The organism is Azospirillum sp. B4 (genome assembly GCF_000333275.1).
In the GTDB taxonomy this organism is placed as follows: domain Bacteria; phylum Pseudomonadota; class Alphaproteobacteria; order Azospirillales; family Azospirillaceae; genus Nitrospirillum.
In genome coordinates this window covers 1-26,249 of sequence record NZ_BACU01000562.1, presented here as the reverse complement: position 1 = coordinate 26,249, position 26,249 = coordinate 1, and the positions used below count along the sequence as shown (strand labels likewise).

Here is a 26,249-nt window from a genome sequence, read left to right as displayed (position 1 = left end):
CCGGCATTCCGTTCAGAACTCATCGAACTACGACCGCGGCGAATTCCGTGGCAGCGCGCGCCAGAGCCGCGTGTCCATGCTGGCGGAAACCGATGTCGGCCCCGCCACCCACCTGGGCGCCTATTTCGAGGCGGATTTCCTGGGCGCCGGCGTCACCTCCAACAGCGGACAGAGCAACAGCTACGTGCCGCGTATGCGCCATGGCTTCCTGACGGCCGACTGGAACGACAGTGGCTGGCACCTGCTGGCCGGCCAGACCTTCAGCTTGATCACGACCGATAAGATGGGCACGGGCATCACCCCGCGCAACGAGCTGTTGCCGGCCGGCCCCGACGCCCAGTACGCGGTCGGCTTCGACTGGACGCGCGCGTGGACGTTCCGCGCGGTCAAGGATTGGGACAAGAAATACTGGCTGGCCGTCGCCTTGGAAGGTCCGCAGGCCTCCATCTCCTCCGGCGGTTCGGTTGTCGCCGCCAGCTACACCAATACCGGCGGTTCGCTGTTGAACTCCACCGCCAACTACTCCACCGACATCGCGCCCGACCTGGTGATGAAATTCGCGGCGGAGCCGGGCTGGGGCCATTACGAAGTGTTCGGCCTGGCGCGTGAGTTCCAGAGCCGCGCCGCCGGTCAGAACTATACGGAAACCGGTTGGGGCGTCGGTGGCGCCGCCGTCCTGCCGCTGGTGCCGAAGTTGCTGGACTTCCAGGCCAGCGCCATGGTCGGCCAAGGTGTCGGCCGCTACGCCTCCGCGGGTCTGCCCGACGCCACCGTCAATCCCTATGGCCGCCTGTCGCCGCTGACCGAGGTCACGACGCTGGCCGGCCTGGTCGGCCATCCGGATCCCGACTGGGACCTGTACGCCTATTACGGCTTGGAGCAGGTGGACAGCAAGGCCTTCACCGTCGGCGGCAAGGCCTACGGTTACGGCAACGCGCTGTCGATCAACACTGGCTGCTTCACCGAGAATTCGTCGCTCGCCTGCACCGGCAACACCCGGGCGGTCCGCGAAATGACCGGCGGCTTCTGGTGGAAGTTCTACCACGGCAATATGGGCACCATGCAGTTCGGCATGCAGGCGGAATACCTGCGGCGCGACGCCTTCCAGGGCGTCGGCGGCAGCCCCAGCACCGACGACACCGTGCTCTACACCGCGTTCCGTTTCTACCCGTTCTAAGTCTCACACCGGGCCCGGCTCCTTCGGGGGTCGGGCCTTTTCCCAGGGGTCCGTGCCATCATGAAAGCTTGATGGGACGGGCCGATTCCCAAAGAGGAGCCAGGACCGTCATGCCGGAAAAAGCCACCGCCAAACAAAAGGACCGTCCCGGGGACCAGCGGGTCATGACCACCTTCCGTCTGGAGCCCGACCTGCTGCGGCAGATCAAGATCCGCGCGGCGCTGGATGGCACCAGCATCAACGCGCTGATGGAGCAGGGCATCCGCCACATCCTGCGCATCAACCGCGAGAACGACGAGTCCGTGCGCCGCTTCATCGTCTTCGTCGCGGAACTGAGCCCGGCGGAGATGCAGCGCCTGGGCGCCGGCCTGGACGACATCGTGATGGAGGCCGCCAGCGGCGACTTCTACCTGTGGGCCCACGGCCTGCGCCGGGCCGACGGCGACCACGCCGTGTTCAACAGCCACAGCCTGGCGGACACCGGCCTGGGCGCCCGCCAGATCCGCCAACACCTGCTGGACCACGCCGACATGCTGGTGAACGCGCCGGAGGCGGGACAGGCGATGGCGGGAACTGGCCGGGCCTGACCCCTACACGGCGGGGCGAACAGCTGTAGCGCGGCGCACCCTTTCCGGGGGTGCGCCGGCTGCGGTATCGTACGCGCGTATGCCCGACGCACCGGCCGACGGAACCCGCCCCATGAACCAGCCCCCCGAGGATTCCCCGGCGTCCTTTCCGGACCAGGTGTCCCGTCCGGACAGCCTGGCCAGCCATACCCTGTGGGCGCGCCTGCGCCGGCAGCTGGCGCGCCTGACCGGGGCGCAGGACGTGGACGACCACCTGCACGCCGCCTTCATGAAGCTGGAGGCCTACCGCGCCCGGGAACCGGTGCGCAATCCTGAGGCCTTCCTGGTGCGCGCCGCCGCCAACAGCGCGCTGGACGAACATCGCCGCGCCAAGCGCCAGGCATCGGCCGCCCCGCTGGATGAGGGATTGGCCGAAACCTTGGCCGACCAGGCCCCCCTGCAGGATGAGGTCTACGCCGCCCGCCAGCGCCTGGACCGGGTGCGGCAGGGCATCGCCCAGCTGCCGCCGCGCACGCGGGAGATTTTCCTGATGCACCGGCTGGACGGGCTGAAATACCATGAGATCGCGGCGCGGCTGGGCATCAGCCAGAGCGCCGTGGAGAAGCACATCGCCAAGGCGGCCCTGGCGTTGGCGGAATGGGCCAAGGGTTGGTGAGACAGGTGTCCCGGGCGGGTTCAAGCACTGCGGCGTTCCATGACGCGGCCGATGTCGAGGCCGCGGCCTGGATGGCGCGCCTGCACGCTCCCGACCGCACGGCGGAGACCGAGGCCGCCTTCCGCGCCTGGTGCGCCGCCGATCCCGCGCATGCCGCCGCCTTCGAGCATATGACCGCCGTGTGGGACGTGGCCGGCGGCCTGCATGCCGAGCGCGCCAGCCTGGCGGCGCGCCCATCCCCTACGTCGGGCGTGCGCACGCCCAGCCGCCGCCTGGTGCTGGCCGGTGTCGCCGGCGCCCTGGTCCTGGCCGTGGGCGGTGTCGGCTTCTGGCGGGGGGCCGGCGCCACCGTCTACAGCACCGCCGTGGGCGAACAGCGCCGTGTGATCCTGGCCGACGGCACCCGGGTCATCCTGGACACCGACAGCGAAATCCGCGTGCGGCTGGATGACAAGGCGCGCCGGGTGGCCCTGGTGCGGGGCCGTGCCAGCTTCACCACCGCCACCACCGATCCGCGCCCCTTCGAGGTGGAGGCCGGCGGCCGTCATGTGCGGGCGCAGCCGGGTGCCACCCAGGTCGACATCCGCCGGGACGCCGACGACGTCACCGTCACCCTGCTGACCGGCGGCGCCCAGGTGACGGGGTTGCCGGGCGACGCCGCCCCCGTCAGCCTGGCCGTGGGCCAGCAGTTGGTGGCCGCTTCCGCTGGCATCCGGATGAACCAGCCCAACGTGGCCGACGCGGTGGCCTGGCAGGGTGGCCGTGCGGTGTTCCGCGACGACACCCTGGCCGCCGCGGTGGCAGAGATGAACCGGTACAGCGCCGTGAAGCTGTCGGTGGCGCCGGATGTGGCGGCCCTGCGGGTCAGCGGCACCTATCGCGTGGGCGACAACGCCGCCTTCGCCCGCTCCGTCGGCACCCTGCTGACCCTGCGGGTGGTGGGGCAGGGGGAGCGGCTGACCCTGGCGAGGTGAGGACCTGCCGGCGACCATGACATTTCCATGAAATTTCCCAAAGCGGGGTGAGGTAAACGCGGGGCCCCGGCGTCGAGGGAAAAGAGGCTGGGAACCAGCCCTGTCACTCGGGGGAAAATCATGGTGTTTCATCGCGGGAAATGGACGGTCGGGCGGTTGCGCGGCCCCTTGATCGTGGGCACGGCGCTGGCCTGCCTGGTGGCGGGGGGCGTTCCGGCCCAGGCCCAGGCGCCGGCGGGTACCGCTCAAGCCCAGGCGCGGGTGCAACTGCCGGCCCAGCCGCTGGCGGCGTCGCTGGAGGCGCTGTCGCGCCAGACCGACACCAACATCCTGTTCACGCCCGACATGGTGGCGGGGCGCACGGCGCCGGCCGTCGATGGCCAGATGAGCGTGTGGGACGCCGTGGTCCGCCTGCTGGCCGGCAGCGGGCTGGAGGTGGTGGCCGACGCCGGCGGCGGCCTGGTGGTGCGGAAGGCCGTGCCGCATGCGGCGGCGGGTGGTACCCAGCTGGCCACCGCCGACCTGACGGAAATCCTGGTCACCGCCCAGCGGCGCGAGGAGAAACTGCAGGATGTGCCGGTGGCGGTGACGGCCCTGCCGGCCAAGACCCTGCGCGACCAGCGCATCACCAACCTGCAGGACGTGTCGCGGGTGACGCCGGGCCTGCTGGTCTCCTCCTTCAATTACAGCAGCCCCACCATCGCCATCCGGGGCGCTAGCAACACCTTCACCCAGATCGGCGTGAACCGGCCGGTGGCCGTGGTGCTGGACGACGTGTTCATCACCCGCAGCTCCGCCGCCGTGTTCGACCTGTTCGACCTGGATTCCGTGCAGGTGCTGCGCGGGCCGCAGGGCACGCTGTTCGGCCGCAACGTCACCGGCGGCGCCATCCTGCTGACCACCCGCAAGCCGTCCTTCACCACCGGTGAGGGCGCGGTCTCCATCGGCTATGGCAATTACAACGTGGTGGAGGCCAACGCCCTGGTCAGCGGCCCGGTGGCCGACAACGTCTCGGCCAAGCTGGTGGTGTCGCGGCAAAGCCATGACGGTTTCGGCCGCGACCGCCTGACGGGACGGGCGGAGGACGATCTGGACAGCACCAACGTGCGCGGCCAGGTGCGGGCCCGCGCCGGCCGGGTGGAGACGGTGTTCACCCTGGACTATTCCGATGATCACAACGGCGGGCGCGCCCTGTCGTCGCTGGGTGGCGGCAACGACAGGAACCCGCGCACCTCCGAACTGGGCTTCCCGCAGAATTTCACCCGTCACATGGCGGGCTTCGCCAACAACACCGAGATCGACGTGGGCACCGGCACCGTCACGGCCATCACCGCCTATCGCCTGTCCCGCTCGGTGGAGCGCTATTCGTCCACCGGCGCCAACTTCGCCTTCCTCACCAGTGGCAGCCAGCAGATGAACGACGATGCCGACAACGTGAAGGATTTCTCCGAAGAGGTGCGCTACACCAGCCCGGAATGGGACGTCGGCACGTTCGTCGCCGGCGTCTATTATCTGAATGAGGATGCCAGCCGCGTGCTGCAGACCCGCAATTACGCGGCGCGCACCGGCCAGGTGGTGACCAACCAGCGGGCCAACCAGGCGGTCGCCACCGACAGCATCTCCGGCTTCATCGATGGCACCCTCAACCTGCCGGCGGACCTGAAGCTGACCCTGGGCGGCCGCTACACCCTGGATGAGAAGCAGGGCAACCTGGTCCGCACCAACTACCTGACGCCGGCGGCGGGCTTCGCCACCGGGAACCTCGACAGCGCCTGGGCCCAGTTCACGCCCCGCGCCGTGCTGTCCTGGCGGCCGGTGCCCGACGCCATGCTGTACGCCAGCGTGGCCAAGGGCTTCACCTCCGGCGGCTACAACACCGAGGCGTCCAGCTTCGCCGCCATCGTCACCCCCTTCAATCCGGAAAAGGTGACCAACTATGAGGTGGGCGCCAAGACCGGCTGGTGGGACCAGAAGCTGACCGCCAACCTGTCGCTGTTCCGCCTGGATTATCGCGACAAGCAGGAATTCGTGCAGAACACCGTCACCGGCATCGGCACCATCCTGAACGCCGCCAAGGCGACCTCCCAGGGGGCGGAGCTGGAGCTGGGCCTGCATCCCCTGCCGGGCCTGGACCTGACCGCCGTCTATGCCTATCTCGACACGGCCTACGACAACTTCGCCATTCCCAGGGTGGTGGACAACACCGGCCATCCCCTGGGCTCCTCCCCCAAGCACAAGGCGGCGGTGACGGCCAGCTATGAACGGCCTCTGGGGGAGCTGGGCTTCCTCAGCGGGAACATCAGCTATTCCTGGGTTGACGACTACTACACCGGCGCCACCAAAAGCCCGCAGCTGTTCGTGCCGCGTTATGACCTGGTGAACGCCAGCGTGGCCTTCGAGACGGCGGACCGCCGCTACCGCCTGGCGCTGTGGGGCAAGAACCTGTTCGACACCGACTATCTGCTGACTCCCTCCACCGCCGGCGTGCTGTCGGAATACCTGGGCGCGCCCCGCACCTTCGGCGCCACCCTGACGGCGTCGTTCTGATGGCCGGCACCCTGGATCGCCGCCGGTTCTGCGCCGGCCTGGGCGGGGGCCTGCTGCTGGCGGCGGGCGCCTCACGCGGGGCGGGGGCGGGGGATGCGCTGCCGCCCTGGACGCCGGGCACACTGGACATCCATCACATCGACACCGGCCGGGGCAACGCCACCTTCATCCTGGGGCCGGACGGCACCACGATGCTGATCGACTGCGGCGCCAACAACGACGATGGCGACCTGATCGCCCCGCGCCGGCCCGACGCCAGCCGCCGCCCGGGGGAATGGGTGGCGCGCTACGCCCTGAGTCAGGCCCGCGCCGCCGGACGGGACAGTCTGGATTACCTGGTGGTCACCCATATCCATCCCGACCATGTCGGCGACGTGGCACCGGACCAGGCCATGGCACCCGATGGCGACTATCGCCTGACGGGGGTGGCGGAGGTCGACCGCCTCATGGCGGCGGCCCTGGTGATCGACCGGGCCTATCCCGACTATGGCGCCGTCCCGCCCCTGGCCGCCCCCTTCGCCACCAACTACCGCGCCTGGCTGGACGCGCGGGCGCGGGCCGGCCGGGGGGTGCAGTCGGTGCGGGTGGGGGCGGCGGACCAGGTGCGGTCGCGCGACAGTGCGGCCGGCTTCGCGGTGCGTATGCTGGCGGGCAACGGCCGGGTGTGGACGGGGGAGGGAGAAGGCAGCCGCGCCCTGTTTCCCGATGTCGCCACCCTGGCGCCCGCCGACCGGCCGAATGAGAACATGGCCTCCCTGGCGCTGCGGCTGGATTATGGCCGCTTCCGCTATTTCACCGGCGGTGACCTGACGGCGGCCACGCGTGACGGCCGTTTCCCCTGGATGGACGTGGAAACGCCGGTGGTGGCGGCTTGCGGCCGGGTGGAGGTGGCGGTGGCCGACCACCACGGCTATTTCGACGCCTGCGGGCCGGACTTCGTGCGCCTGCTGGACGCCCAGGCCTATATCATCCCCTCATGGCACGTGACCCACCCGGGCATGGCGCAGATGGAACGCCTGACCGGCGCCTGGCCAGGGGCCCGCCCCCGCGACGTCTTCGCCACCGAACTGCTGCCGGCGGCGGCCCAGGTCAACCAGCGCTTCCTGCCCGCCCTGCGCGGCCGCCAGGGTCATGTGGTGGTGCGGGTCGCCCCCGGCGGCGACAGCTATCGCATCTTCGTCCTGGACGCGAGCCGGGAGCGGGGCGGTATCGTCCTGGCCTGCGGTTCGTATCAGTGTAGGCGATAGATGCATGCATATTGATCGATATTAAGCTGATAAAGCCCATAATCAGTACTTGATGACTCAAGTTGCATGCAACTCCGCCTTAGGGTACATATATCCCATAAGCAAAAGCGGAGGGACGGAACCATGGGTCAGGATCATCATGGACAGTCGGACGGGCCCGCCTGGGTCGCCGGCCGGTCACTGGTTTCAGCCAGGGGGATATCAGCCACGGGAACGGACGCGCCGGCCAAGGCCTGGCCCGACAACGCCTGGTACGCCGCCGCTTGGGACCATGAGGTGGGCCGCGCCCTGTTCCCCCGCACCATCTGCGGCACCCAATTGGTGTTCTATCGCCAGTTGGACCGGACCCCGGTGGCGCTGGAGGATGCGTGCTGGCACCGCCTGGTGCCCCTGTCCAAAGGCCGGCTGGTAGGCGACGGCGTCCGCTGCGGCTATCACGGCCTGGAATACGCCGCCAACGGCCGCTGCACCCACATGCCTTCCCAGGAGACGCTGAACCCGGCGGCCTGCGTGCGGTCCTATCCCGTGGTGGAACGGCACCGCTTCCTCTGGGTATGGATGGGGGACCCGGCGCTGGCCGATCCGGCCCTGGTGCCCGACCTGCACTGGAACCATGATCCCGACTGGGCGGGGGACGGCCGGCTGATCACGGTGAAGTGCGACTATCGCCTGGTGCTGGACAATCTGATGGACTTGACGCACGAGACCTTCGTGCATGGGTCCAGCATCGGCAACGACGCGGTGGCGGAGGCGCCGTTTCAGGTGACGCATACCGACAAGACCGCCACCGTCACCCGCTGGATGCATGGCATCGACCCGCCGCCCTTCTGGGCCGCGCAACTGGGCAAGCCGGGCAAGGTCGACCGCTGGCAGATCATCCGGTTCGAGGCGCCCTGCACCATCGCCATCGACGTGGGTGTGGCCCCGGCCGGCACCGGCGCGCCGGAGGGTGATCGCGGCCAAGGCGTCAACGGCTATGTCCTGAACACCATCACGCCGGAAACCAACGGCAGCTGCCTTTACTTCTGGGCCTTCTGCCGCAACTACCGCGTGATGGAACAGCGCCTGACCCATGAGCTGCGGGAAGGCGTGCACCGCATCTTCGGTGAGGATGAGGAGGTGCTGGAGGCGCAGCAGCGTGCCATCGAAAGCCACCCCGACCGCCGCTTCTACAACCTGAACATCGACGCCGGTGGCATGTGGGCCCGCCGCCTGATCGACCGCATGATCGCCGCCGAAGGGGCTCGGCCGGTGGCGGAGGCGGCGGAATGAAGCCGGCGGTGGCGGAGGAGGAGGGCCGGGGCATGCAGGTGGTGCGGGCCCAGCAGGGCCTGCGCGAGCTGATCCTGGCGGGGGAGCTGCCACCCGGCAGGCGGGTGTCGGAACCGGCCATGGTGGAGCGGCTGGGCGTGTCGCGCACGCCCGTGCGCCTGGCGCTGGAGCGGCTGGCCCAGGAGGGGCTGGTGACGCCCGGGGCCAGCGGCGGCTTCGTCGTCCGCGCCTTCACCGCCGCCGATCTGGCCGCCGCCATCGAGGTGCGCGGCACGTTGGAGGGTCTGGCCGCCCGCCTGGCGGCCGAGCGCCGGCCCGGCGCCGCCGACCTCGCCCCCTTGCGCGATTGTGTGGCGGCGCTGGACGGGGTGGTGGCGAAGCCGGTGCTGAGCGAGGACGACTTCGACACTTATGTCCGCCTCAACGCCTTTTTCCATGAGGAGCTGACCCGCCTGTCGGGTAGCGGTGTGGTGGCCCGCGCCATCGAGCAGGCGGCGGCCCAGCCCTTCGCCAGCCCCTCCGCCTTCGTGCAACTGCACGCGACGGAGCCGGTGGGCCGCGACACCCTGGTGGTGGCCCAGGAACAGCACCGCCTGCTGCTGGAGGCCATCGGTCGGGGGGAGGGCGCCCGGGCCGAGGCGCTGGCGGCGGAGCATGCCCGGGTGGCCCAGCGCCGCCTGCGCGCGGCGCTCAGCGACGGCGATCGGCTGGCCGGCCTGCCCGGCGGATCGTTGCTGCGCCTGGCCGCCGGGCGGCCCTGAAGACTGTTACGGGAAAGGAACGACCCATGGGTTTCAAGGCGGAATGGGGTCCGGCGCGCCTGCTGGCCACCCGCGACGTGGCCGACGGCGTCCGGCAGTTCGACATTGTGCCGGAGGGGGCGATACCCGCCTACGGGCCCGGGGCGCACATCCAGGTGGAGGTGATGATCGAGGGCCGGCCGGAGGTGCGCCACTACTCCCTGATCGGGGAGCCGGGCGACGGCGTGCTGCGCGTCGCGGTGAAGCGCCTGGCCGACAGCCGGGGTGGCTCGGCCTATCTGTGGGGGCTGGCGCCCGGGGCCCGGCTGACGATCAGCGCCCCCTTGAACCATTTCGCGCTGTCGGCTGGCCGGCCGGACTACCTGCTGATCGCCGGCGGCATCGGCATCACTCCCATTTCATCCATGGCGCGGGCCCTGGCCCGCCGGGGCGCCCCCGTCCGCCTGCTCTACGCCGTCCGCCGGGGGCAGGACCTGGCCTTTGGCGAGGAGCTGCGCGCCCTGTTAGGCGACCGGCTACAGGTGTTCCTGGACGCCGAGGGCCAGGCCATCGACCTCGCGGCCGAATTGGGGCGGGTGGCGCCGGGGGGCGAGGTCTATATCTGCGGCCCGGCCCCCATGATGGCGGCGGCGCGCCAGGCCTGGGCGGCGCTGGGCCGGCCGCCGGCCGATTTCCGGCTGGAAACCTTCGGCGCCGGCGGTGGCCAGCCGGCCCAGCCCTTCGTCGCCCGCGTGCCGCGCCTGGACCTGGAGGTGACGGTGCGCCCCGACCAGACCTTGCTGGCGGCCCTGCGCGAGGCCGGGGCCGATTTGATGTACGACTGCCAGCGCGGCGAATGCGGCCTTTGCGCCCTGGACGTGTTGGACGTGGCTGGCGGCCTGGACCACCGCGACGTCTTCCTCAGTGACCGCCAGAAGGCGGAAGGCCGCCAGATGTGCGTCTGCGTCTCCCGCGCCACCGGCACCGTGACCCTGGACACGGGGCACCGGGCGGGGTGAGGGGGGCCTACAGCGGGGCTGGCCGGCGGGCGTCCAGGATGCGGACGTCCGCGCCGTGCAGGACCACGGCGGACAGGCGGCCGCTGCGGTAGGCGCCGGTGTCGACGGCGATGCGCTGGGGCAGGATGTCCACGTCGGGCACGATGGTGTGGCCGTGGACGATGACCTTCTCATGCGGCCCCTCGTCCAGCATGAAGGGCGCCCGGATCCACAGCAGATCCTCCGCCATCTGTTCCTCCAGCGGCACGCCTGGGCGGATGCCGGCGTGGACGAAGGCATAGTCGCCGTGGACCACACTGTATTCCAGCCCCTCCAGGAAGCGGCGGTGGGAGGGGGGCAACTGGGCGTCCAGCGCCTCGCTCAAGGCCTGGGCCTGCAGCACCGGCGCCCCCTCCAGCACCACCGGCAGGCCATAGCTGCGCAGCGTGGCCAGCCCGCCGAAGTCCAGCCAGCGCAGGGCCGCCATGGGGTCGGACAGGAAGTCCAGCATGGTCTGTTCGTGGTTGCCCCGCAGATAGTGGCGGGCGAAGCCGGGCAGCAGGTCGTCCAGGGTGCGGCCGGTGGCGTCGGCGCCGCCACGCAGCAGATCGATGACCCCCCGGCTGTCCGGCCCCCGGTCGACATAGTCGCCCAGCATGATCAACACGGGCGTCAGCGGGCCGTGGCGGGCCGCCAGCGCCGCGTGGTCCTGGACGATGGTGTCCAGCAGTTGACGCAGCAGGCCCAGCTCGCCATGGACGTCACCCACGGCATAGAGCACATGCCCGGCTGGCGCCCGTGGCTTCCGGCCACCGGGTGGGTCCCCATCGGGGGCGGGCCGTGCTGGGCGGAAGGCGGCGCGCAGTCGGTTCAGCATCGCGGAAGGCCACATCGCGGAAACGGATATCGACGGTACGGGCAGGACGGCCCCTTGTCACCCATCGCGAACGGCATGCCATCGCAGGTCAGGGGTGGGCACAGGGCATGCGCGCCCGTCAATGCGGGGCGGCGACGGCCGGCAGCGGCAGGTCCAGCAAGCCCGCCAGGGTGCGGCGCGGCTTCACCAGGTCGGCCAGGGTGTAGTCGTCCAACACGCCCAGGAAGGCCTGCAAGGCCTCCTTCAGGGCGGACTTCAGCACGCAGGTCGGGTTCAGCCGGCACAGGGCGGGGGAGGTGCCGGAAAAACATTCCAGGATGTCCAACTCCTGTTCCGTGGCGCGGACCACGTCACCGATGCGGATATCCTCCGCCTTGCGGCCCAGGCGCAGGCCGCCGCCCCGGCCCCGTACCGCCTCGATGTAGCCCAGCTGGCTCAACTGGTGCACCACCTTCATCAGGTGGTTTTTGGAGATCTCATAGGTTTGCGCGATGTCGTTGATGGTGGCCAGCCCGTCGGACTTCAGCGCCAGGAACACCAGCGTGCGCAGCGCGTAATCCGTATAACTCGACAACCGCATGATGACCTCGGCGACAGGGTGGCCAAAACGGCATGGCCGATACATTTATACCCGTCAGTTATAAGTGCTGCGCCGGCATCTTCAATCCTGTTCTTCGGATGGGCCCGCGCCGTTCCAAAAAGCCGCGGGCCCGGATCACCGGGCGGGTTCATCCGCCAGGACCGTGGGTCACGCGGCGGCCTTGGCCGCGAGGCTGTCGTGACGGGCATACAGGATGGACTCCTCCTTGTACCAGCGCAGGTGCAGCATCGCGTGCATCCGGCCGAAGTCGATGGCGAATTCCAGGCCCGAGCCGCCGTCGCGGTATTTGTCGAAGAAGCCCAGGATGGCGGTGCTGATCGCTTTCATTTCGGTGGCGAACTGATCCGCGTGGGCCTGGGCGCCCGGATCGATGCGGGCCAGGCCGCGCAGCGCCGGATAGAATTCCGCGTCCTCACGCTGGATGTGTTCCACGAACAGGGCGCGGGCGTCCAGCAGGGTGGCGCGGCCCTCGGGCGTGCCGATGCCCAGGGTGCGCACGCGCTCCAGCACCTGGCGCAGGTCGGCGTGGTCGTGGCGCAGGCGGTCGGTCAAGGTGGACATGGGGCGAGGTCTCCGTTCTTGGAAGGTCTGTCGTGCTCGTGGTGGATATAAGATGCATAGTTTTTACATGTTATAGGGCGCCGTATTTGTTATGGGTGTCATGCGGTCCCGGCTGTGATGGCCGTCGTTTCCGGGGTCCCCCCCTCGCTGCCCCGGGGGTGGCGGGAAAGCGGCCGGGACCGTGCCCCCTTAGCATTTTGAACGGGCGGCATTCCGCCGGGCGCAACGACACCGCTGTATCCATGCCCCACCGGTCGATGGTCCCTTGGACAAATCGTCTGCTGGACGACGCGTTTCTCCGGGCGGACCCTGCGCCTCAAGACAACGCCGGGGGTATCGTAACCGAGGACAGGCTCCACCCCCGGCGGTTACAGAAGGAGACCAGTCCCATGACGTCCAATTCCCTGCTGGACCCCCTGATCCTTTCCCGCATGCAGTTCGTCTGGGTGGTGGCCTGGCACATTCTGTTGCCAGCCTTCACCGTGGGCATCGCCTCATACATCGCGATGCTGGAGGGCCTGCACGCCTGGACCGGGCGCCCCGTCTATCTCGCCATTTCCAAGTTCTGGATCCGCCTGTTCGCCGTCACCTTCGGCATGGGCGTGGTCAGCGGCATCGTCATGCCCTTCCAGTTCGGCACGAACTGGAGCCGCTTCAGCGACGCCGTCTCCAACGTGGTCGGCCCACTGTTCGCCTATGAGGGTCTGACGGCCTTCTTCCTGGAGGCCGCCTTCCTGGGCGTGCTGCTGTTCGGGCGCAAGCTGGTGCCGCCCTGGGCCCATTTCGTGGCGGCCACCATGGTGGCGCTGGGCACCCTGCTCTCCACCTTCTGGATCCTGGCGGTGAACAGCTGGATGCAGACGCCCCAGGGCTACACCATCATCGATGGCCGCTTCTTCCCGGCCAGTTGGGTGGATATCGTCTTCAGCCCCAGCTTTCCCTACCGCCTGGCGCATGTGGTCAGCGGCTTCTATGTCACCACCGCCTTCGTCGTGCTGGCGGTGGGCGCCTACACCCTGCGCAAGGGCCGCTTCGTGGAGGAGGCGCGGGTGATGATGCGCATGGCCCTGGGCTTTCTCACCCTGTTCGTGCCCCTGCAGATCGTGCTGGGCGACATGCACGGCCTGAACACCCTGGAACACCAGCCGGCCAAGCTGGCCGCCATGGAAGGGTTGTGGGAGGGCGGGACGGGCGTTCCCGCCTCGCTCTTCGGCTTTCCCGACCAGAAGGCGGAAACCAACCACCTGGAAATCGCCGTGCCCAAGCTGGGCAGCCTCTACCTCACCCATCACTGGGACGGGGCGGTGAAGGGGCTGAAGGACTTCCCGGCCGACGAACGGCCGCCGGTGCTGGTGGTCTACTGGGCCTTCCGCGTCATGGTGGGGGTGGGGCTGCTCATGCTGGCCATCGTCGCCGTCGGCTGGCTGCTGCGCTGGGGCGGGCGGCTCTACACCACCGGCTGGTATCTGCGCGGCCTGCAATGGGCGGGGCCCCTGGGCTTCATCGCCGTGCTGGCCGGCTGGACGACGACGGAGGTGGGGCGCCAGCCCTGGACCGTCTACGGCCTGATGCGCACGGCGGACTCGGTGACGCCGTCGCTGACCGGCGTGGACGTCCTGGTCAGCCTGCTGATGTACCTGGCGGTCTATCTGTTGATCTATCCCACCGGGATTTTCTTCCTGCGGCGCATCGTGCGCAACGGCCCGCTGGACCATGACGCGGAGAACGACACCCCGGTGGAAAGCGGCCGCCCGGCGCAGCCGGTGGCGGCCCTGCCGCTGACCCATGCCACCACGTCCGCCGGCCAAGGAGATGCGCGATGAACGGCCCCATCCTCGACCTGGTCGGCGTCTGGACGGTGATCCTGGGCGCCGGTGTCTTCTTCTACGTGCTGTTGGACGGCTTCGACCTGGGCGTCGGCATGCTCTACGGCCTGAACCCGGACAGCACGTCGCGCGGCATCATCATGAACAGCATCGCCCCCATCTGGGATGGCAACGAGACCTGGCTGATCCTGGGCGGCCTGGCCCTGCTGGCGGCCTTCCCGCTGGCCTTCGCCATCATCATCCCCGCGCTCTACTTCCCCGTGCTGCTGATGCTGCTGGCCCTGATCTTCCGCGGCGTGGCGTTCGAGTTCCGCTTCAAGGACAAGGAACACCGGGGCTTCTGGGACAACGCCTTCGCCTATGGCTCGGCCGTCGCCACCTTCGCCCAGGGCACGGTGCTGGGCGCCTTCATCCAGGGCTTCCAGGTGGAGGGGCGGCATTTCACCGGCGGGTCCATGGACTGGCTGACGCCCTTTTCCGTCATGACGGGCGTGGCCCTGATGGCCGGCTACACCCTGCTGGGCGCCGGCTGGCTGATCCTGAAGACGGAAGGGGAATTGCAGGCCTGGGCCCGGGTGCAGGGGCGCCGCGCCCTGGTCCTGGTCCTGGCCGGCATCGCCATCGTCAGTCTGTGGACGCCCTACGCCCTGCCGGACATCGCCCAGCGCTGGTTCAGCTGGCCCAACATCGCCTTCCTGGCGCCGGTGCCGCTGGCCGCCCTGGTCCTGGCCGGGGCCACCTGGCGCAGCCTGGGCCGGGACCACGACGCCTGGCCCTTCGTCTACGGCATCGGCCTGTTCGTCACCGCCTACCTGGGCCTGGCCATCAGCCTATGGCCCAACATCGTGCCCCACAAATACTCCCTGTGGGACGCCGCCAGCTCGGAAAGCACGCAGGCCTTCCTGCTGGTCGGCACCCTGTTCCTGCTGCCCATCATCCTGCTGTACAGCGGCTGGTCCTACTGGGTCTTCCGCGGCAAGGTGAAGGCGGACGCCGGATATCATTGAGCCGCTGAGGGGACGGGCGGGCCCGTCCCCTCAGCCCGCCACCCGGGGCCGGCACCAATAGGGGGTGTAGCGGCCAGCGAACAGGGCGAAGGCGGCGATCCACAGGACCGCCGACAGGGCCAGCAGGCCCAGCGACAGGCCGCCCATGATGCTGGCGACGATGCGGGACAAGGCGGCGCCATTGACCATCAGGTAGACCCAGACCGTAACCCGGTCGGCCGTCAGCGCGCGGCCGGTGTGGCCCAGCGACGCCCGGCTCATCACCGCCAGTATCATGGTGCCGATGGACCCGGCGGTCAGGGCGTGGATGGCGGCGGCCGGGGGCACGGCACTGGTCAGTAGGGTGCCGCCCAGCAGGGCCGCCCCTGCTACCACCCAGAGATAACCGACGTGCAGGATGGTCAGCAGCGGTTCGGCCAGGGTGGTCCATCCCCGCCAGCGGGCCAGGCGCGCCAGGTTCAGGGCGCTGGCCGCCAGCAAAAGCCCGCCGGCCGCCATCCCGCCGGCACCTCCCGTGTTCGCCAGGAAGGCCCAGGCCAGCAATCCGGAATGCAGGCTGGCCAGCGCCAGCTTGTCCACCAGGCCGGGGTTGGCCGGGGGCAGGGCGGTGGCACCCCGCTTCACCAGCCAGTTGCGGGTGAAGGCGGGGATAATGCGCCCGCCGATGGCGGAGATCAGGATGACCGACGGCGGCCGGGGCCAGGCGCCAGCCCAGGCCATGCGGCACCGCCATCCCCGCCCCCTCGGCGATCATCAGCCCGTCGGCGACGGTCAGCGCCAGCAGGGGAACGGCCATCACCAGGTTGCGCCAGTTGCGCGCGGCCACAACCTGGCGCGCGGCATAGGGCGGCCAGGGCCAGGGGCAGGCCGGCGTCCACCGCCACCACCAGCAGGGCCGGCGGGGTCGCCACCAGGCTGGCCAGGGCCAGCAGCCGGGCGGTGCCCCACAGGGCGACCAGGACGGCCAGGGGGCGGCCGCGCAGTGCCGGCCGGCCGGTCCAGTTGGGAATGGCGGTCAGGATGAAGCCCGCCACCCCCGCCATGACGAAGCCGAACAGCATCTCATGGATATGCCAGGCCAGGGGATCCAGCCCGGAGGGACCGGACAGCGCGCCGGTCAGCAGCGCCACCCACAGGCCCAGCGCCAGCACGGCCCAGCCGGCGGCCGCCAGGAAGAACGGACGGAAACCCTCGGCCAGCAGCAGGGGGCCGGTGTAGGGGCGGGGCGCGGTGGCCATGGGGAAGACCCTCCAGACGGAAGCGCCGCAACCGGCGCGATCCCGTCCAGGATGGGCTTCCCCTCATCCCTCATCGTTGTGCTGGCGCAAACAACGCGTCGGCCGCCATCTCCCAGGCCTGCGACCGCAGGCCCCGCAGTTTTCCGGGGAGCGTCAGCGGACTGGAAAACGAGGATGGCAAGCGGGCGGATGCCCGCGCCCGCAGGGCAAACTTAAAGCGGCCAGTCGCTGCCGGCGACGAACAGTTCCGCCAGGGCCTCGATACCGGCCTGGTCTTGCCTATCGAAGCGGGCGGGGTTGGGGCTGTCCAGGTCGATGACGCCCAGCACCTGGCCGTCCAGCATCAGCGGCACCACCAGCTCGGAACGGGAGGCGGCGTCGCAGGCGATGTGGCCGGGGAAGGCGTGCACGTCCTCCACCAGCACGGACTGGCGCCGTTCCACGGCGGTGCCGCACACCCCCCGGCCCACGGCGATGCGCACGCAGGCCGGTTTTCCCTGGAACGGGCCCAGCACCAGTTCACGCGTGCCGCCGTGGTTGCCTTTCGCCGCGTTGCGCATGAAGTAGAAGCCGGCCCAGTTCAGATCGGGCAGGGTGGTGAACAGCAGGGCGGACAGGTTGGCGGCGTTGGCGATGGCGTCACGCTCGTCCGTCAGCAGGCCGGTCAGGTCCAGCGCCAGGTCGCGGTACAGCGTGGCCTTGTCGCGCGGCGTGTCGGGGTCGCGCGGCGTGTCGGGGGTGCGGGCTTGGAACATGGTCAGGCGTCCTTGAGGATGGAATGGGATGGTGGGGCTCAGTCCAGCCGCGCCAGCCAGGGGGTCAGTATACGCCGCGCCTGGTCGGCGGCGCGGGTGGCCATCACAGCGGCGCCGGCGCGCAGCTCCGGCACCGACACGCCGGCGGCCGACAGCTCCGCCGCGTGGCCCACGTACCACAGGTCCAGCCGCGCGGGATCGGCCTCCACATGGAACTGCAGGGCCAGGGCGTTTGTGCCATGGGCGTAGGCCTGGTTGGGATAGAGGTGGTTGGACGCCAGCCGGTCGGCACCCTGCGGCAGGTCGAAGGTGTCGCCGTGCCAGTGCAGCACCTGCGCCCCCGGGATGGTCAGCGGCGCCAGGCAGGACGCCCGCCCCGCCTCCGTCAGCTCCAAGGCACCCCAGCCGATCTCCTTGGCATGCCCGGCATAGACGCGGGAACCCAGCGCCCGCGCCATCAGCTGCGCGCCCAGGCAGATGCCCAGGGTGGGCCGCCCGGCCGCCAGCCGCCGTTCCAGCAGCGCGATCTCCCGGGTCAGGAAGGGATACGCCTCTTCCTCATACACCCCGATGGGGCCGCCCAGGACGATCAGCAGCCCGGCGTCGGCCACGGCCGCGTCGCCCAGGTCGTCCACCGGCGCCTCGCGATACTCCACGGCCCAGCCCCCGTCCGCCAGCACCGGCGCCAGCAGGCCCAGATCCTCAAACGCCACGTGGCGCAGCGCCACGGCTTTCCTGGAACGCGACATGGGGACCTCCCGTCTCGGAGCATGGGGAGGCCCGTTATAAGGGTTGGGGGACGGCGGCGGGTAGGGGATTTTGGGGCGGCTGTCGCCCGTGTTACTTCTAGCCCACGAGGATAGGAAGGCCAGGGCCAGGACCGCATGATCATCGGCGACCCCACCGTATTCGCCATTGAATGGGAATTTACCGAGGCCTATTCGACCTCATCCCTCAAGGGGCTGGGTTTTTACAACCTTTATATCGCCGGCCGCCGGTTTGGCCGCCGTCAGCACGATGCCACCGTCCTGGGCTTTATGGCCGGCTGGACGCAGGACAGGCGCGATGCGCGGGGAAGCCATCAGGCTCCCTTTGCTGATGAACCTGATGCGGGAGCGATCGCGTACGGTGTATTGGGCGCGGTTTATTTGGAGGAATGCCAGGACGAAGTATTCTTCGGCGGGTTCTCGGCCTCCGATGTATCCCGCCTGGTAGGCGACCGGCAGATCGAATGGCCGGCGGATGCGGCCTTCGATGACGGCAGCCACGTCTTGCATTTCGACGTGGGCGATCAGGTCCGTTTGATCGGCTGCATGAACGAAGGCAATCGGGAAGAAATCGTGGCCACTGTAGCGGAGGCCTGGATGAACGCCGACGCGTTCTACGGCCTGTTGGACCGCTGGGATCAGGCTTTTGAGCAGGACTGGAAGGCTGCGCTGGCCGCGCAGGACTATGATCCGGCGCCCCGTTACACCGTATTTCAGGTGAAGGATTGAATGCCCATTCCCGGTCTGAGAGCCTCGCTGTCGGCGTCCTTGCTGGTTGCCGCCTGCTTATCCGCCCCAGCGGCCTTGGCGGCCACTTATGTTCCCGAAGCCGGCTACGTGCCCGATGAGAAGACGGCGGTCGCCATCGCCGAGGCGGTGCTTATTCCCGTGTACGGCAAGGCCACGATAGAGTCGGAGAAGCCGCTGACGGCCACGCTGGAGGATGGCCGATGGGTGGTTAATGGATACCTGCCGCGTGGTTGGGTCGGCGGTACCGCCCACGTGGTGATTGACAAGCGGACGGGCCAGATCCTGGAGATGATTCACGGCAAATAGCGCCGCCGTTTAACGCGCTTACCTCCCTTCATGACTCTATGTAATGGTTTACATCAGACTTCATCGGGCCTAATAGTCGGGCCAACCCGCGCTTGGGACGGCGGGTCGGATAAAGGGGGAGGGGGTACGGGCATGCGGATGCGCCTGTTGGTGATGATGGCGCTTCAGATCGCCATCTGGGGCGCCTGGGCGCCCAAGCTGTTCCCCTACATGTCCATGCTGGGCTTCGGGCCGGGGCAGCAGGCGCTGGTCGGCAGCGCCTGGGGCATCGCCTCCGTCATCGGCATCTTCTTTTCCAACCAGTTCGCCGACCGCCGTTTCTCGGCGGAGCGTTTCCTGTCGGTCAGCCATCTGGCCGGCGGCCTGTGCCTGGTGGGGGTGGGGTTCGCCACGGACTTCTGGCCCTTCTTCGCCTGCTTCCTGGGCTACAGCCTGGTTTATGTGCCAACATTGTCGGTGGCCAACACGCTGGCCTTCGCCAACCTGGCCCAGCCGGCGCGGGAGTTCGGGGCGGTGCGCATGGGCGGCACGCTGGGCTGGGTGCTGGCCAGCTGGCCCTTCGTCTTCCTGCTGGACGCCCAGGCGACGGCGGAGCAGGTGCGCTGGATCTTCCTGGTCGCTGCCATCCTTTCCTTCGCCATGGCGGCCTACGCCCTGGCCCTGCCGCACACCCCGCCCCGGGCGGAAGGTGCGGTCGACCGGCTGGCCTGGCGCCGGGCCATCGCCTGCCTGCGCCAACCGGCGGTGGCCGTGCTGTTCCTGGTCACCCTGCTGGACGCCGTGGTCCACAACGGCTATTTCGTCATGTCGGACGCCTTCCTCACCAACCGGGTGGGCATCGCCGGCAACCTCAGCATGGTGGTGCTGAGCCTGGGCCAGGTGGCGGAGATGGCGACCATGGTGGTGCTGGGCCGGGTGCTGGCCCGCCTGGGCTGGCGGCTGACCATGATCATCGGCATCCTGGGCCATGCCGCCCGTTTCCTGGTCTTCGCCTTCCTGGCGGACAGCGTGCCTGCCATCGTGGCGGTGCAGCTGCTGCACGGCGTCTGCTACGCCTTCTTCTTCGCCACGGTTTACATCTTCGTCGACGACGCCTTCCCCAAGGATGTCCGGGTCAGCGCCCAGGGCCTGTTCAACCTGCTGATCCTGGGCGTGGGCAATGTGATCGCCAGTTTCGTCTTCCCGGCGCTGACCAGCCGCTGGACCGTGGTGGTGGAGACGGCGGCCGGCCCGCAGGCGGCGGTGGACTACCGCGCCCTGTTCCTGGTGCCGACGGCGCTGGCCCTGGTGGGGGCCGTCCTGCTGGCGCTGTTCTTCCGGCCGGGAGAGGGCGTGAAGGCCTGACCGTTCCTTACTCCCGCCCGTCCTCCGCCATCGCGGCCAGCGCCGCCTGGTCGTGCAGGGTGATGCGTGCCCGCCCGTTGGGGCGGCCGCTGGACAGCCATCCCCGCTTCTCCCACGCCGCCAGGGTGCGGCTGGCGGTGTGCAGGGTGGTGCCGGACAGCTCGGCCAAATCCTTGCGGGTCAGGGGGAAGGCCAGGGCCGTCCCCGCCGCCGACGCCGTGCCGCGGGCCGCCAGGCGCAGCAGGGCGCGGGCCAGGCGCTGCTCCACCCGCCCGGTGGTCACCTCGCGCAGGCGGTCCTGCACCTCCATCAGCCGGCGGCCGATGACCGTCACCAGGTTCAGGGCGATGGCGGGATGACGGGTGATCAGCTGGCGCAGGGTCGCCTCCGTCCAGCGGATCTCCACGCTGTCGGCCACCGTCTCGGCGTCGGCGGGGTACAGGCGGTCGGTGAACAGGGGCACGGTGCCGAACATCTCCCCCGCCCCGATGAAGCGCAGGGCCACCTGCGCCCCGGCCGCGTTGGTCTGGCTGACGCGCACCCCGCCGCTCAGCAGCGCGTGGCAATGCTGGGCCGGATCACCCTGGTGGAACAGCGGCGTGTGGCGGGGCACGGCGCGGACGAGGGCGGCGGCCATCACCTCCGCCAGCGCCGCGGGCTCCAGGCCCCGGAACAGCTCCAGGCCCGCCAGCGATTGCGGCGGCCAGGCGGTGTTGGAAGCGGGGCGGGCATCGGTCGGCGGCATAGGTGCCAGGATATCCCCGCGGCCTGGGCGAAAGAAGGGTGGGCGCCCCAGGCGCCAATGCGCTGGCGGCAGGGAAGGGATGAGCGATGGGCCGTTGCGCCGCTTCCCTATCCCCCGCACCTTAACCGCAACGCCGCGTAGCGAAAGACGCGCCGCCACACGGGAGATACGCAGGATGAACATCGGTGTCATGGGGGCCGGCGCCGTCGGCTGTTTCTTCGGCGGGCTGCTGGCCCGGGCCGGCCATGCCGTCACCCTGGTGGGCCGCCCGGCCCTGGTGGATGCGGTGCGCGCCCATGGACTGCGGCTGCAGATGAAGGACGGATTCGACGGCCAAGTCGCCATCGGCGCCGCTGCGGGGCCGGAGGCGCTGGCCGATGCCGACCTGGTGCTGTTCTGCGTGAAATCCGCCGATACGGAAGGTGCCGGCCGCGCCATGCTGCCCCATTTGAAGCCGGGCGCCGTGGTGCTGGCGATGCAGAACGGCGTCGACAACGCCGACCGGCTGGCGGCCGTGCTGGGCCGGCCGGTGGTGCCGGTGGTGGTGTATGTCGCGACCGACATGGCGGGCCCCGCCCATGTGCGCCACCACGGCCGGGGCGACCTGATCCTGGGCCCGGGGCCGGACAGCGCGCGGGTGGCCGAGGTGCTGCGGGCGGCCAACATTCCGGCCACGGTATCCGCCGGCGTCACCGCCGCCCTGTGGGACAAGCTGATCATCAACTGCGCCTACAACGCCCTGTCGGCGGTGACCCAGGTCACCTACGGCGGGCTGGTGGCGGTGCCCGGCGTGACCGATGTCATGACCGACGTGGTGGCGGAGGCGGTGGCCGTGGCCCGCGCCCGGGGCATCGCCGTGGCCGACGACATCCTGGACCGGGTGCTGGCCCTGGCCGCGGCCATGCCCAACCAATATTCGTCCACCGCCCAGGACCTGGCCCGGGGCAAGCGCAGCGAGATCGACTACCTGAACGGCCACATCGTGCGCCAGGGGGCGGCGCTGGGCATCCCCACCCCGGTCAACCGCACCCTGCTGGCCCTGGTCAAGGTGGTGGAGGCCAAGCCCGCCCTGGCCGTCTAAAGCCGCACATGCAGGCCCCTGCGGTGCAGGGGCAGCAGCACCACCACCACCAGGCTCAGGATGCCCAGCGCACAGACGAAGGATGCCAGGTAGGGATCGGCGAAAACCGCCCCCGCCAGCCTGTCGCCCCAGCCCTGTGGGGTGATGCGCCCCTGCGCGGTGACGATAAGGGGCACGCCGCCGATGGCGCACAGGATCTGTGACAGGGTGAAGGCCAGGATGGCGTTGCCGCCCAGCACGCGGAAGGGGAAACTCAGCGCCTGGGGCAGGGCGGTGGGCCCCTGATCGAGCAGCACCGACAGGACGACCAGGACAGCCAGGGAAAAGCCACCGCTGAACAGGGCGAAGCTGCTGGTCCAGATGCGTTTGTTGATGACCAGCACGGGGTCCAGCGCCAGGCCCGCCACCATCAGCAGAACGGCGGCGACCAGCAGGTCCAGGCGGCTTTTGGAGGCCTTCAGCGCCGTGCCGGCCAGCACGCCCACCAGCACGTTGACCGTGGCGGGCAGGGTGGACAGCAGGCCGTCGGGGTCATAGACGACGGCGCCGGCCGCATCGGTGCCGTAGGGCCACAGATGGGGCACCGTGAAGACACCCCGGTCTATCCAGGCCGGCAGGCTGCCGCCGGGGTCCAGATGCCCCGCCCCGATGCCCGGCACCGGCACCCACGCCAGCGCGGCCCCATAGCCCACCAGGACCAACACCATCGCGATCAGCAGCGCCCGCTGGTTCACTGTCGGGCAGCCATCCGCCCCCGTCCTGACGGTAACCAGGCACAGCGTGGTGGCCAGGACGTAACATAGGGCGATGCGCTGCAGGATGCCGGGCAGGCGCAGATGCGCCAGGTCGAAATAGGGCAGGGCGTTCAGCACCAAGCCCAGGGCGACCAGCGCCAGGGCGCGCCGCGCGATCTTGACGCCCGCCGCCCGCCTGTCCTGCGCGATCCTGGCGAAGGACAGGGCGATGGCCAGGCCCACGCTGAACAGGAAGGTGGGGAACACCATGTCCGCCAGGGTCCAGCCGTCCCAGGGCGCGTGCTTCAGTGGCGCGTAGGCCTTGTTCCAGTCCCCCGGGCTGACCACCAGGATCATGCCGGCGACAGCCAAGCCGCGCAGCACGTCCAGGGACGGCAGACGGGCCGATGTTCGGGGTTCCGCGATACCGGGGGCGCCGGAGGCTGTGGCGGTGGTGATGGTCATGATGCTCCGGTCCTCCCCGACGATTTTTATGGAGCGTACGATGACATGCTGTGACAGCGTTGTCACACGGGATTTGAAGAGATCGATTTGCCGCTTGACCTCAACTTATATTGATGTCCTAGCGTGCGGGGGCTTTTTGAATGACCCTGTCGGAGACGGCCTCCATGACCACCCCCTCCCCCGCATCGCAGTGCGCGGACGCCAGCCACCGTTATCGCATCGACAAATTCACCGTGCCCGCAGCGGCGCGGGATGCTTTCGTTGACCGTATCCGCTTCATCGATGGCTTTCTGCATGGCCAGCCCGGCTGCCTGCAGCACGGCCTCTATGAATGGCGGCTGGACAATGGTGATTACGGCGTCGTCACCCTGGTGCAGTGGGAGAGCGAGGCGGCGATGGTCGCGGCCAAGGCCCGCGCGGCGGAGGAATACCGGCGCCAGGACTTCAACCCCGGCGCCTTCCTGGCCCAGTGGGGCATCAAGGCCGACATGGGCAGCTACATGCGCCTGGGCTGATCAGCCACCCGATTGCGGCTTGGCGGCGATGCCGTTCACCAGGATGTCGATGACACCGTCCATCCAGTCGTCATCGGTGGGGATGTGCAGCAGCAGCTGGTGGAAGATGGCGCCGAACGTCATGTCCAGGATGGTGTGCGGCGCGATGGTCGGGCGGATGGAACCGTCTTTGATGCCCCGCTCCAGCAGGGGCACCACCTCCGCCCGGCGGGGTGCCACCAGCTTCTCTTTGAACAGGCGTAGCGTCTCCGGGTCGCGCTGGCATTCCGCCAGGATGCCGGCCAGGATGGTGCCGGTGCTGCCGCGCATGCCCCGGGCCACCGATTTCAACAGCCGGCGGTATTCCGCCAGGGCGTTGTCGCTCTTGGGTTCCAGCGACATCTCGCGGTTGATGGTGTCCAGCGTCGCCTCCATGGCGATGGCGCCACGGCTGGGCCACCAGCGGTACAGCGTGCTGCGCGAGGCGCCGGCCCGGCTGGCCACCTTGTCCAGGGTCAGGCGCGCCAGACCCTCCTCCTGCAACAGCTCATAGGTCGCCTTCAGGATGGCGGCGTGGCTAGCGTCGCTGCGGGGCCGGCCGACGGGGGCCATGGGGGTCTCCTTCACCTGCGGGTGGCTCCTCCCTGGGTGGGAGGGGCTCACCATGGAACGGATCGGGGAAAAGCGGAATCGCTTTGGAGCCCCTGAGTCCGCTCGCTGGACACGCCTCAAAGATATGCGCCCTTCCGCCGTCCGGCGGGAGGGGACACCGAGGGGTCCGGTCAAGTGGAAGTGCCATTTGCCGAAAGAATAGCCACAATGAAGCCGGACGGCTTGATCACCGTCCGGCTGAACAGGATGAATCCGGTCGACATCACCCCGCCGTCAGCCGGTCCAGCTCATCAATGCGCTGTTGCAGGCGGGCTGCGGCCAGCAGGTTGGCCAGCCAGATGACGACCAGGACCAGGGCGATGACGGCCACGGCCAGGCCGATGATGATGCGGGCCAGCAGCAGCCCGTCGCCCTGCACCTGGAACCAGCTGCCCAGCACCATCAGGGCCAGGCCCGGCACATAGGGCAGGATGTACCAACGCCAGACGCTGGTCAGGGCGTCGCGCTGGCGGGTCAGGGCATGGCGATAGCCGTCCAGCACGACCCCGGCGGCCCCTTCGATCACGGCCCGCCTGGCCGTCGCCCGTCGCCTCATCTGCCATTGCATGTAGGCGATGCCCAGGATGACCAGGGCGCTGGCCGCCTTCAGCATCCAGCCGGGCAGCAACCAGATGTAGGCGCCGAACAGGGGGATGGTGATGGCCGCCGCCAGGTGTTCCACCAGGGTGCGCCGGCGGACCAGGCGTTCCAGGGCGGCGGCCTTCTTGCGGATGTCGTCCAGGGTCATGGGGGGAATCTCCGGTTCCTGTGTTTGCCAAAGGGTTTGCACGTCATCGGGTGGTGCCGTCATGGCTGGCCTCCCTTGTGGGGGTGTTCGGGTTGGAAATGCCGCGCCAGGACGGCCTTGGCGCGGTGGATCTTGGTGGCGACGGTGCCGGGCGACAGGCCGGTCACCTCGCCGATGGCGGCGGCGTCCTCACCCTCCAGGTACAGCAGCATCACCTGCTGGTCCGGGGCCTTCAGCCGGCGGATGAGATCGTAAAGGCGGTCCAGCGTCTGGCGCCGGTCGGCCGCCTGTTCGGGGGTGTCGGCCGGGGCCGGCGTTTCCACCAGTTCATCCAGGCTGGTCGGCGGGGCGGCCAGGCGGGAGCGGCGCTGGCGCAGGGCATGGCTGGCGCCGGTGTTGTGGGCCACGCGGAACACCCAGGTGCGCAGCGAGGCGCGGCCGTCGAAGCCGCCCAGGCTGCGCCACAGCGCCAGGTGGATGTCCTGCAGCAGGTCGCGGGCCAGGTCGGTGTCGCGCTCATAGGCGCGGGCCAGGCGCTCCAGCGCGGGGCCGAATTGGTCGGCCGCCTGCTGGTACCGCCTGTCCTGGCTTTGCTGCCCGCCGTCCATGTCCCGGTCCCTGTTCATCCCGCTTGCGGTTCGTCCGCTCGGGGCGCCACTGATGACAAGGTAGTCCCGGCCGCAGGGGATTTCTTACGGGTTCCGCCCACAAAAAAAGCCCCCACCCGTACGGAGCGGGCGGGGGCGTGTCAGCTTTGATGGCGGCGAGGGGGGCTCAGGCCGCCATCAATTCCTCGGCGGGGCCGAAGAATTCGTAGTGGATGCGGTCGGCCGGGACGCCGGCCAGCGACAGGCCGGCCACGAAGGCGCGCAGGAAGGGCTTGGGCCCGCACAGATAGACGTCGGCCTTGTCCAGCGGTGTGTTGGCGCGCAGCCAGTCGATGGTGATCAGCCCGGTGACGTCGTGGCTGACGCCCGGCCGGTCGTCGGCCAGGGGCTCGGCATAGAAGGTGGCGACCTTGATGCCCGGGTGCCGGGCGGCGACGGCGCGGACATGGGCGTCCATGGCGTGGGTGGCGCTGCTGGCCGTGCCGGGATGTAGT

28 protein-coding genes and 1 pseudogene are annotated in these 26,249 nt (G+C 69.5%); 16 read left to right on the top strand and 13 right to left on the bottom strand.

Translation table 11 applies throughout. The annotated features are described in order from the left end of the window. The 9 genes from I55_RS37375 to I55_RS25250 form a co-directional block, all read left to right on the top strand. Positions 1–1,177 (top strand): hypothetical protein (locus I55_RS37375; protein WP_044563483.1); only part of this gene is annotated, 1,177 nt, incomplete at its 5' end. Between the two features lie 164 nt (positions 1,178–1,341). Beyond that, positions 1,342–1,764 (top strand): hypothetical protein, encoded by a 423-nt coding sequence (locus I55_RS37370; protein WP_159107270.1) that lies wholly within the window; start codon positions 1,342–1,344, stop codon positions 1,762–1,764. Positions 1,765–1,876: 112 nt separating this feature from the next. Next, complete coding sequence (locus tag I55_RS25280; protein WP_083901419.1) at positions 1,877–2,419, top strand: RNA polymerase sigma factor; 543 nt, start codon at positions 1,877–1,879, stop codon at positions 2,417–2,419. Then, the gene (locus tag I55_RS25275) at positions 2,416–3,393 is read left to right on the top strand and encodes a FecR domain-containing protein (RefSeq protein WP_159107269.1); all 978 of its coding nucleotides are present in this window, start codon (positions 2,416–2,418) and stop codon (positions 3,391–3,393) included. The genes I55_RS25280 and I55_RS25275 overlap by 4 nt, the downstream gene beginning before the upstream one ends. Before the next feature lie 120 nt (positions 3,394–3,513). Beyond that, positions 3,514–5,940, top strand: coding sequence for a TonB-dependent receptor (locus tag I55_RS25270; RefSeq protein ID WP_252181309.1), 2,427 nt, complete (start codon positions 3,514–3,516; stop codon positions 5,938–5,940). Beyond that, on the top strand, positions 5,940–7,187 hold the full coding sequence (locus tag I55_RS25265; RefSeq protein WP_049974481.1) for a ComEC/Rec2 family competence protein: 1,248 nt from the start codon (positions 5,940–5,942) through the stop codon (positions 7,185–7,187). The genes I55_RS25270 and I55_RS25265 overlap by 1 nt, the downstream gene beginning before the upstream one ends. 123 nt (positions 7,188–7,310) lie before the next feature. Then, on the top strand, positions 7,311–8,459 hold the full coding sequence (locus tag I55_RS25260; protein ID WP_083901417.1) for an aromatic ring-hydroxylating dioxygenase subunit alpha: 1,149 nt from the start codon (positions 7,311–7,313) through the stop codon (positions 8,457–8,459). Continuing rightward, positions 8,456–9,220 carry a GntR family transcriptional regulator gene (locus I55_RS25255; RefSeq protein ID WP_044563480.1) on the top strand — a complete coding sequence of 255 codons (765 nt, stop codon included), beginning with the start codon at positions 8,456–8,458 and terminating at the stop codon, positions 9,218–9,220. Before I55_RS25260 ends, I55_RS25255 begins: the two co-directional genes overlap by 4 nt. Before the next feature lie 26 nt (positions 9,221–9,246). Then, positions 9,247–10,218 carry a PDR/VanB family oxidoreductase gene (locus I55_RS25250; protein WP_044563479.1) on the top strand — a complete coding sequence of 324 codons (972 nt, stop codon included), beginning with the start codon at positions 9,247–9,249 and terminating at the stop codon, positions 10,216–10,218. A gap of 7 nt (positions 10,219–10,225) precedes the next feature. On the opposite strand, the gene I55_RS25245 is transcribed toward I55_RS25250, so the two are convergent. From I55_RS25245 to I55_RS25235, 3 genes are all read right to left on the bottom strand, one after another. Continuing rightward, positions 10,226–11,074: a metallophosphoesterase family protein gene (locus tag I55_RS25245; protein WP_083901416.1), complete on the bottom strand. Its 849-nt coding sequence runs from the start codon at positions 11,072–11,074 to the stop codon at positions 10,226–10,228. Between the two features lie 118 nt (positions 11,075–11,192). Next, positions 11,193–11,654 carry an Rrf2 family transcriptional regulator gene (locus tag I55_RS25240; RefSeq protein ID WP_044563488.1) on the bottom strand — a complete coding sequence of 154 codons (462 nt, stop codon included), beginning with the start codon at positions 11,652–11,654 and terminating at the stop codon, positions 11,193–11,195. 168 nt (positions 11,655–11,822) lie between these two features. Next, positions 11,823–12,236 (bottom strand): hemerythrin domain-containing protein, encoded by a 414-nt coding sequence (locus tag I55_RS25235; protein WP_044563478.1) that lies wholly within the window; start codon positions 12,234–12,236, stop codon positions 11,823–11,825. 389 nt (positions 12,237–12,625) lie between these two features. Between I55_RS25235 and I55_RS25230 the strand changes: the two genes are divergently transcribed. Then, complete coding sequence (locus tag I55_RS25230) at positions 12,626–14,059, top strand: cytochrome ubiquinol oxidase subunit I (protein ID WP_044563477.1); 1,434 nt, start codon at positions 12,626–12,628, stop codon at positions 14,057–14,059. Further along, a complete protein-coding gene (gene cydB / locus I55_RS25225; RefSeq protein WP_044563476.1) occupies positions 14,056–15,069 on the top strand; it encodes a cytochrome d ubiquinol oxidase subunit II in 1,014 nt (337 codons plus the stop codon). Before I55_RS25230 ends, cydB begins: the two co-directional genes overlap by 4 nt. 30 nt (positions 15,070–15,099) lie before the next feature. On the opposite strand, the gene I55_RS37870 is transcribed toward cydB, so the two are convergent. The 4 genes from I55_RS37870 to I55_RS25210 all read right to left on the bottom strand — a co-directional run bounded on the left by I55_RS37870 (position 15,100) and on the right by I55_RS25210 (position 17,811). Then, complete coding sequence (locus tag I55_RS37870; protein WP_199902715.1) at positions 15,100–15,789, bottom strand: NnrS family protein; 690 nt, start codon at positions 15,787–15,789, stop codon at positions 15,100–15,102. Continuing rightward, entirely contained in the window at positions 15,744–16,307 is a 564-nt protein-coding gene (locus I55_RS37865; protein ID WP_199902714.1) for an NnrS family protein, read from the bottom strand. Before I55_RS37865 ends, I55_RS37870 begins: the two co-directional genes overlap by 46 nt. A 212-nt stretch (positions 16,308–16,519) precedes the next feature. Beyond that, a complete protein-coding gene (locus I55_RS25215; protein ID WP_083901415.1) occupies positions 16,520–17,062 on the bottom strand; it encodes a GAF domain-containing protein in 543 nt (180 codons plus the stop codon). Positions 17,063–17,100: 38 nt separating this feature from the next. Then, positions 17,101–17,811, bottom strand: coding sequence for a glutamine amidotransferase (locus I55_RS25210; RefSeq protein ID WP_044563475.1), 711 nt, complete (start codon positions 17,809–17,811; stop codon positions 17,101–17,103). Between the two features lie 135 nt (positions 17,812–17,946). On the opposite strand from I55_RS25210, the gene I55_RS25205 reads away from it, so the two are divergent. The 3 genes from I55_RS25205 (at position 17,947) to I55_RS25195 (ending at position 20,229) form a co-directional block, all read left to right on the top strand. Further along, positions 17,947–18,558: an Imm42 family immunity protein gene (locus I55_RS25205; protein WP_044563474.1), complete on the top strand. Its 612-nt coding sequence runs from the start codon at positions 17,947–17,949 to the stop codon at positions 18,556–18,558. Continuing rightward, positions 18,559–18,885 (top strand): YbbC/YhhH family protein, encoded by a 327-nt coding sequence (locus tag I55_RS25200; protein ID WP_083901414.1) that lies wholly within the window; start codon positions 18,559–18,561, stop codon positions 18,883–18,885. Between the two features lie 132 nt (positions 18,886–19,017). Continuing rightward, entirely contained in the window at positions 19,018–20,229 is a 1,212-nt protein-coding gene (locus tag I55_RS25195; protein WP_044563473.1) for an MFS transporter, read from the top strand. A 7-nt stretch (positions 20,230–20,236) separates the two neighbouring features. Here I55_RS25195 and I55_RS25190 read toward each other — a convergent pair whose 3' ends face one another. Continuing rightward, on the bottom strand, positions 20,237–20,974 hold the full coding sequence (locus I55_RS25190) for a Crp/Fnr family transcriptional regulator (protein ID WP_044563472.1): 738 nt from the start codon (positions 20,972–20,974) through the stop codon (positions 20,237–20,239). A 175-nt stretch (positions 20,975–21,149) separates the two neighbouring features. On the opposite strand from I55_RS25190, the gene I55_RS25185 reads away from it, so the two are divergent. Next, positions 21,150–22,055, top strand: a complete 906-nt coding sequence (locus I55_RS25185; RefSeq protein WP_044563471.1) for a ketopantoate reductase family protein — start codon at positions 21,150–21,152, stop codon at positions 22,053–22,055. Here I55_RS25185 and I55_RS25180 read toward each other — a convergent pair. Beyond that, complete coding sequence (locus I55_RS25180) at positions 22,052–23,254, bottom strand: acyltransferase family protein (protein WP_044563470.1); 1,203 nt, start codon at positions 23,252–23,254, stop codon at positions 22,052–22,054. The two genes, I55_RS25185 and I55_RS25180, sit on opposite strands and share 4 nt — an antisense overlap. Before the next feature lie 140 nt (positions 23,255–23,394). Here I55_RS25180 and I55_RS25175 point away from each other — a divergent pair, with 140 nt between their 5' ends. After that, positions 23,395–23,769 carry an antibiotic biosynthesis monooxygenase family protein gene (locus I55_RS25175; RefSeq protein WP_049974478.1) on the top strand — a complete coding sequence of 125 codons (375 nt, stop codon included), beginning with the start codon at positions 23,395–23,397 and terminating at the stop codon, positions 23,767–23,769. Here the strand turns inward: I55_RS25175 and I55_RS25170 are convergent, their stop codons facing one another. The 4 genes and pseudogenes from I55_RS25170 to I55_RS25155 form a co-directional block, all read right to left on the bottom strand. Next, positions 23,770–24,375, bottom strand: a complete 606-nt coding sequence (locus I55_RS25170; protein WP_049974477.1) for a TetR/AcrR family transcriptional regulator — start codon at positions 24,373–24,375, stop codon at positions 23,770–23,772. It lies immediately after the preceding gene. A 247-nt stretch (positions 24,376–24,622) separates the two neighbouring features. Then, complete coding sequence (locus I55_RS25165; RefSeq protein ID WP_044563469.1) at positions 24,623–25,147, bottom strand: hypothetical protein; 525 nt, start codon at positions 25,145–25,147, stop codon at positions 24,623–24,625. A gap of 59 nt (positions 25,148–25,206) precedes the next feature. Next, a complete protein-coding gene (locus tag I55_RS25160) occupies positions 25,207–25,773 on the bottom strand; it encodes an RNA polymerase sigma factor (RefSeq protein ID WP_199902713.1) in 567 nt (188 codons plus the stop codon). 148 nt (positions 25,774–25,921) lie between these two features. Then, a pseudogene (locus I55_RS25155) lies at positions 25,922–26,249 on the bottom strand (nitric oxide dioxygenase); the annotation flags it as partial.

What these genes read in the sequence shown, in the direction of transcription:
- I55_RS25260 (WP_083901417.1), top strand. Translation starts at nt 7,311, where the DNA reads ATGGGTCAGGATCATCATGGACAGTCGGACGGGCCCGCCTGGGTCGCC.
- I55_RS25215 (WP_083901415.1), bottom strand. Translation starts at nt 17,062, where the DNA reads ATGTTCCAAGCCCGCACCCCCGACACGCCGCGCGACCCCGACACGCCG.
- I55_RS37870 (WP_199902715.1), bottom strand. Translation starts at nt 15,789, where the DNA reads ATGGCCTGGGCTGGCGCCTGGCCCCGGCCGCCGTCGGTCATCCTGATC.
- I55_RS25235 (WP_044563478.1), bottom strand. Translation starts at nt 12,236, where the DNA reads ATGTCCACCTTGACCGACCGCCTGCGCCACGACCACGCCGACCTGCGC.
- I55_RS25240 (WP_044563488.1), bottom strand. Translation starts at nt 11,654, where the DNA reads ATGCGGTTGTCGAGTTATACGGATTACGCGCTGCGCACGCTGGTGTTC.
- cydB (WP_044563476.1), top strand. Translation starts at nt 14,056, where the DNA reads ATGAACGGCCCCATCCTCGACCTGGTCGGCGTCTGGACGGTGATCCTG.
- I55_RS25195 (WP_044563473.1), top strand. Translation starts at nt 19,018, where the DNA reads ATGCGGATGCGCCTGTTGGTGATGATGGCGCTTCAGATCGCCATCTGG.
- I55_RS25200 (WP_083901414.1), top strand. Translation starts at nt 18,559, where the DNA reads ATGCCCATTCCCGGTCTGAGAGCCTCGCTGTCGGCGTCCTTGCTGGTT.
- I55_RS25230 (WP_044563477.1), top strand. Translation starts at nt 12,626, where the DNA reads ATGACGTCCAATTCCCTGCTGGACCCCCTGATCCTTTCCCGCATGCAG.
- I55_RS25245 (WP_083901416.1), bottom strand. Translation starts at nt 11,074, where the DNA reads ATGCTGAACCGACTGCGCGCCGCCTTCCGCCCAGCACGGCCCGCCCCC.
- I55_RS25255 (WP_044563480.1), top strand. Translation starts at nt 8,456, where the DNA reads ATGAAGCCGGCGGTGGCGGAGGAGGAGGGCCGGGGCATGCAGGTGGTG.
- I55_RS37370 (WP_159107270.1), top strand. Translation starts at nt 1,342, where the DNA reads ATGACCACCTTCCGTCTGGAGCCCGACCTGCTGCGGCAGATCAAGATC.
- I55_RS25250 (WP_044563479.1), top strand. Translation starts at nt 9,247, where the DNA reads ATGGGTTTCAAGGCGGAATGGGGTCCGGCGCGCCTGCTGGCCACCCGC.
- I55_RS25190 (WP_044563472.1), bottom strand. Translation starts at nt 20,974, where the DNA reads ATGCCGCCGACCGATGCCCGCCCCGCTTCCAACACCGCCTGGCCGCCG.
- I55_RS25280 (WP_083901419.1), top strand. Translation starts at nt 1,877, where the DNA reads ATGAACCAGCCCCCCGAGGATTCCCCGGCGTCCTTTCCGGACCAGGTG.
- I55_RS37865 (WP_199902714.1), bottom strand. Translation starts at nt 16,307, where the DNA reads ATGGCCACCGCGCCCCGCCCCTACACCGGCCCCCTGCTGCTGGCCGAG.
- I55_RS25205 (WP_044563474.1), top strand. Translation starts at nt 17,947, where the DNA reads ATGATCATCGGCGACCCCACCGTATTCGCCATTGAATGGGAATTTACC.
- I55_RS25175 (WP_049974478.1), top strand. Translation starts at nt 23,395, where the DNA reads ATGACCCTGTCGGAGACGGCCTCCATGACCACCCCCTCCCCCGCATCG.
- I55_RS25160 (WP_199902713.1), bottom strand. Translation starts at nt 25,773, where the DNA reads ATGAACAGGGACCGGGACATGGACGGCGGGCAGCAAAGCCAGGACAGG.
- I55_RS25210 (WP_044563475.1), bottom strand. Translation starts at nt 17,811, where the DNA reads ATGTCGCGTTCCAGGAAAGCCGTGGCGCTGCGCCACGTGGCGTTTGAG.
- I55_RS25165 (WP_044563469.1), bottom strand. Translation starts at nt 25,147, where the DNA reads ATGACCCTGGACGACATCCGCAAGAAGGCCGCCGCCCTGGAACGCCTG.
- I55_RS25185 (WP_044563471.1), top strand. Translation starts at nt 21,150, where the DNA reads ATGAACATCGGTGTCATGGGGGCCGGCGCCGTCGGCTGTTTCTTCGGC.
- I55_RS25270 (WP_252181309.1), top strand. Translation starts at nt 3,514, where the DNA reads ATGGTGTTTCATCGCGGGAAATGGACGGTCGGGCGGTTGCGCGGCCCC.
- I55_RS25180 (WP_044563470.1), bottom strand. Translation starts at nt 23,254, where the DNA reads ATGACCATCACCACCGCCACAGCCTCCGGCGCCCCCGGTATCGCGGAA.
- I55_RS25265 (WP_049974481.1), top strand. Translation starts at nt 5,940, where the DNA reads ATGGCCGGCACCCTGGATCGCCGCCGGTTCTGCGCCGGCCTGGGCGGG.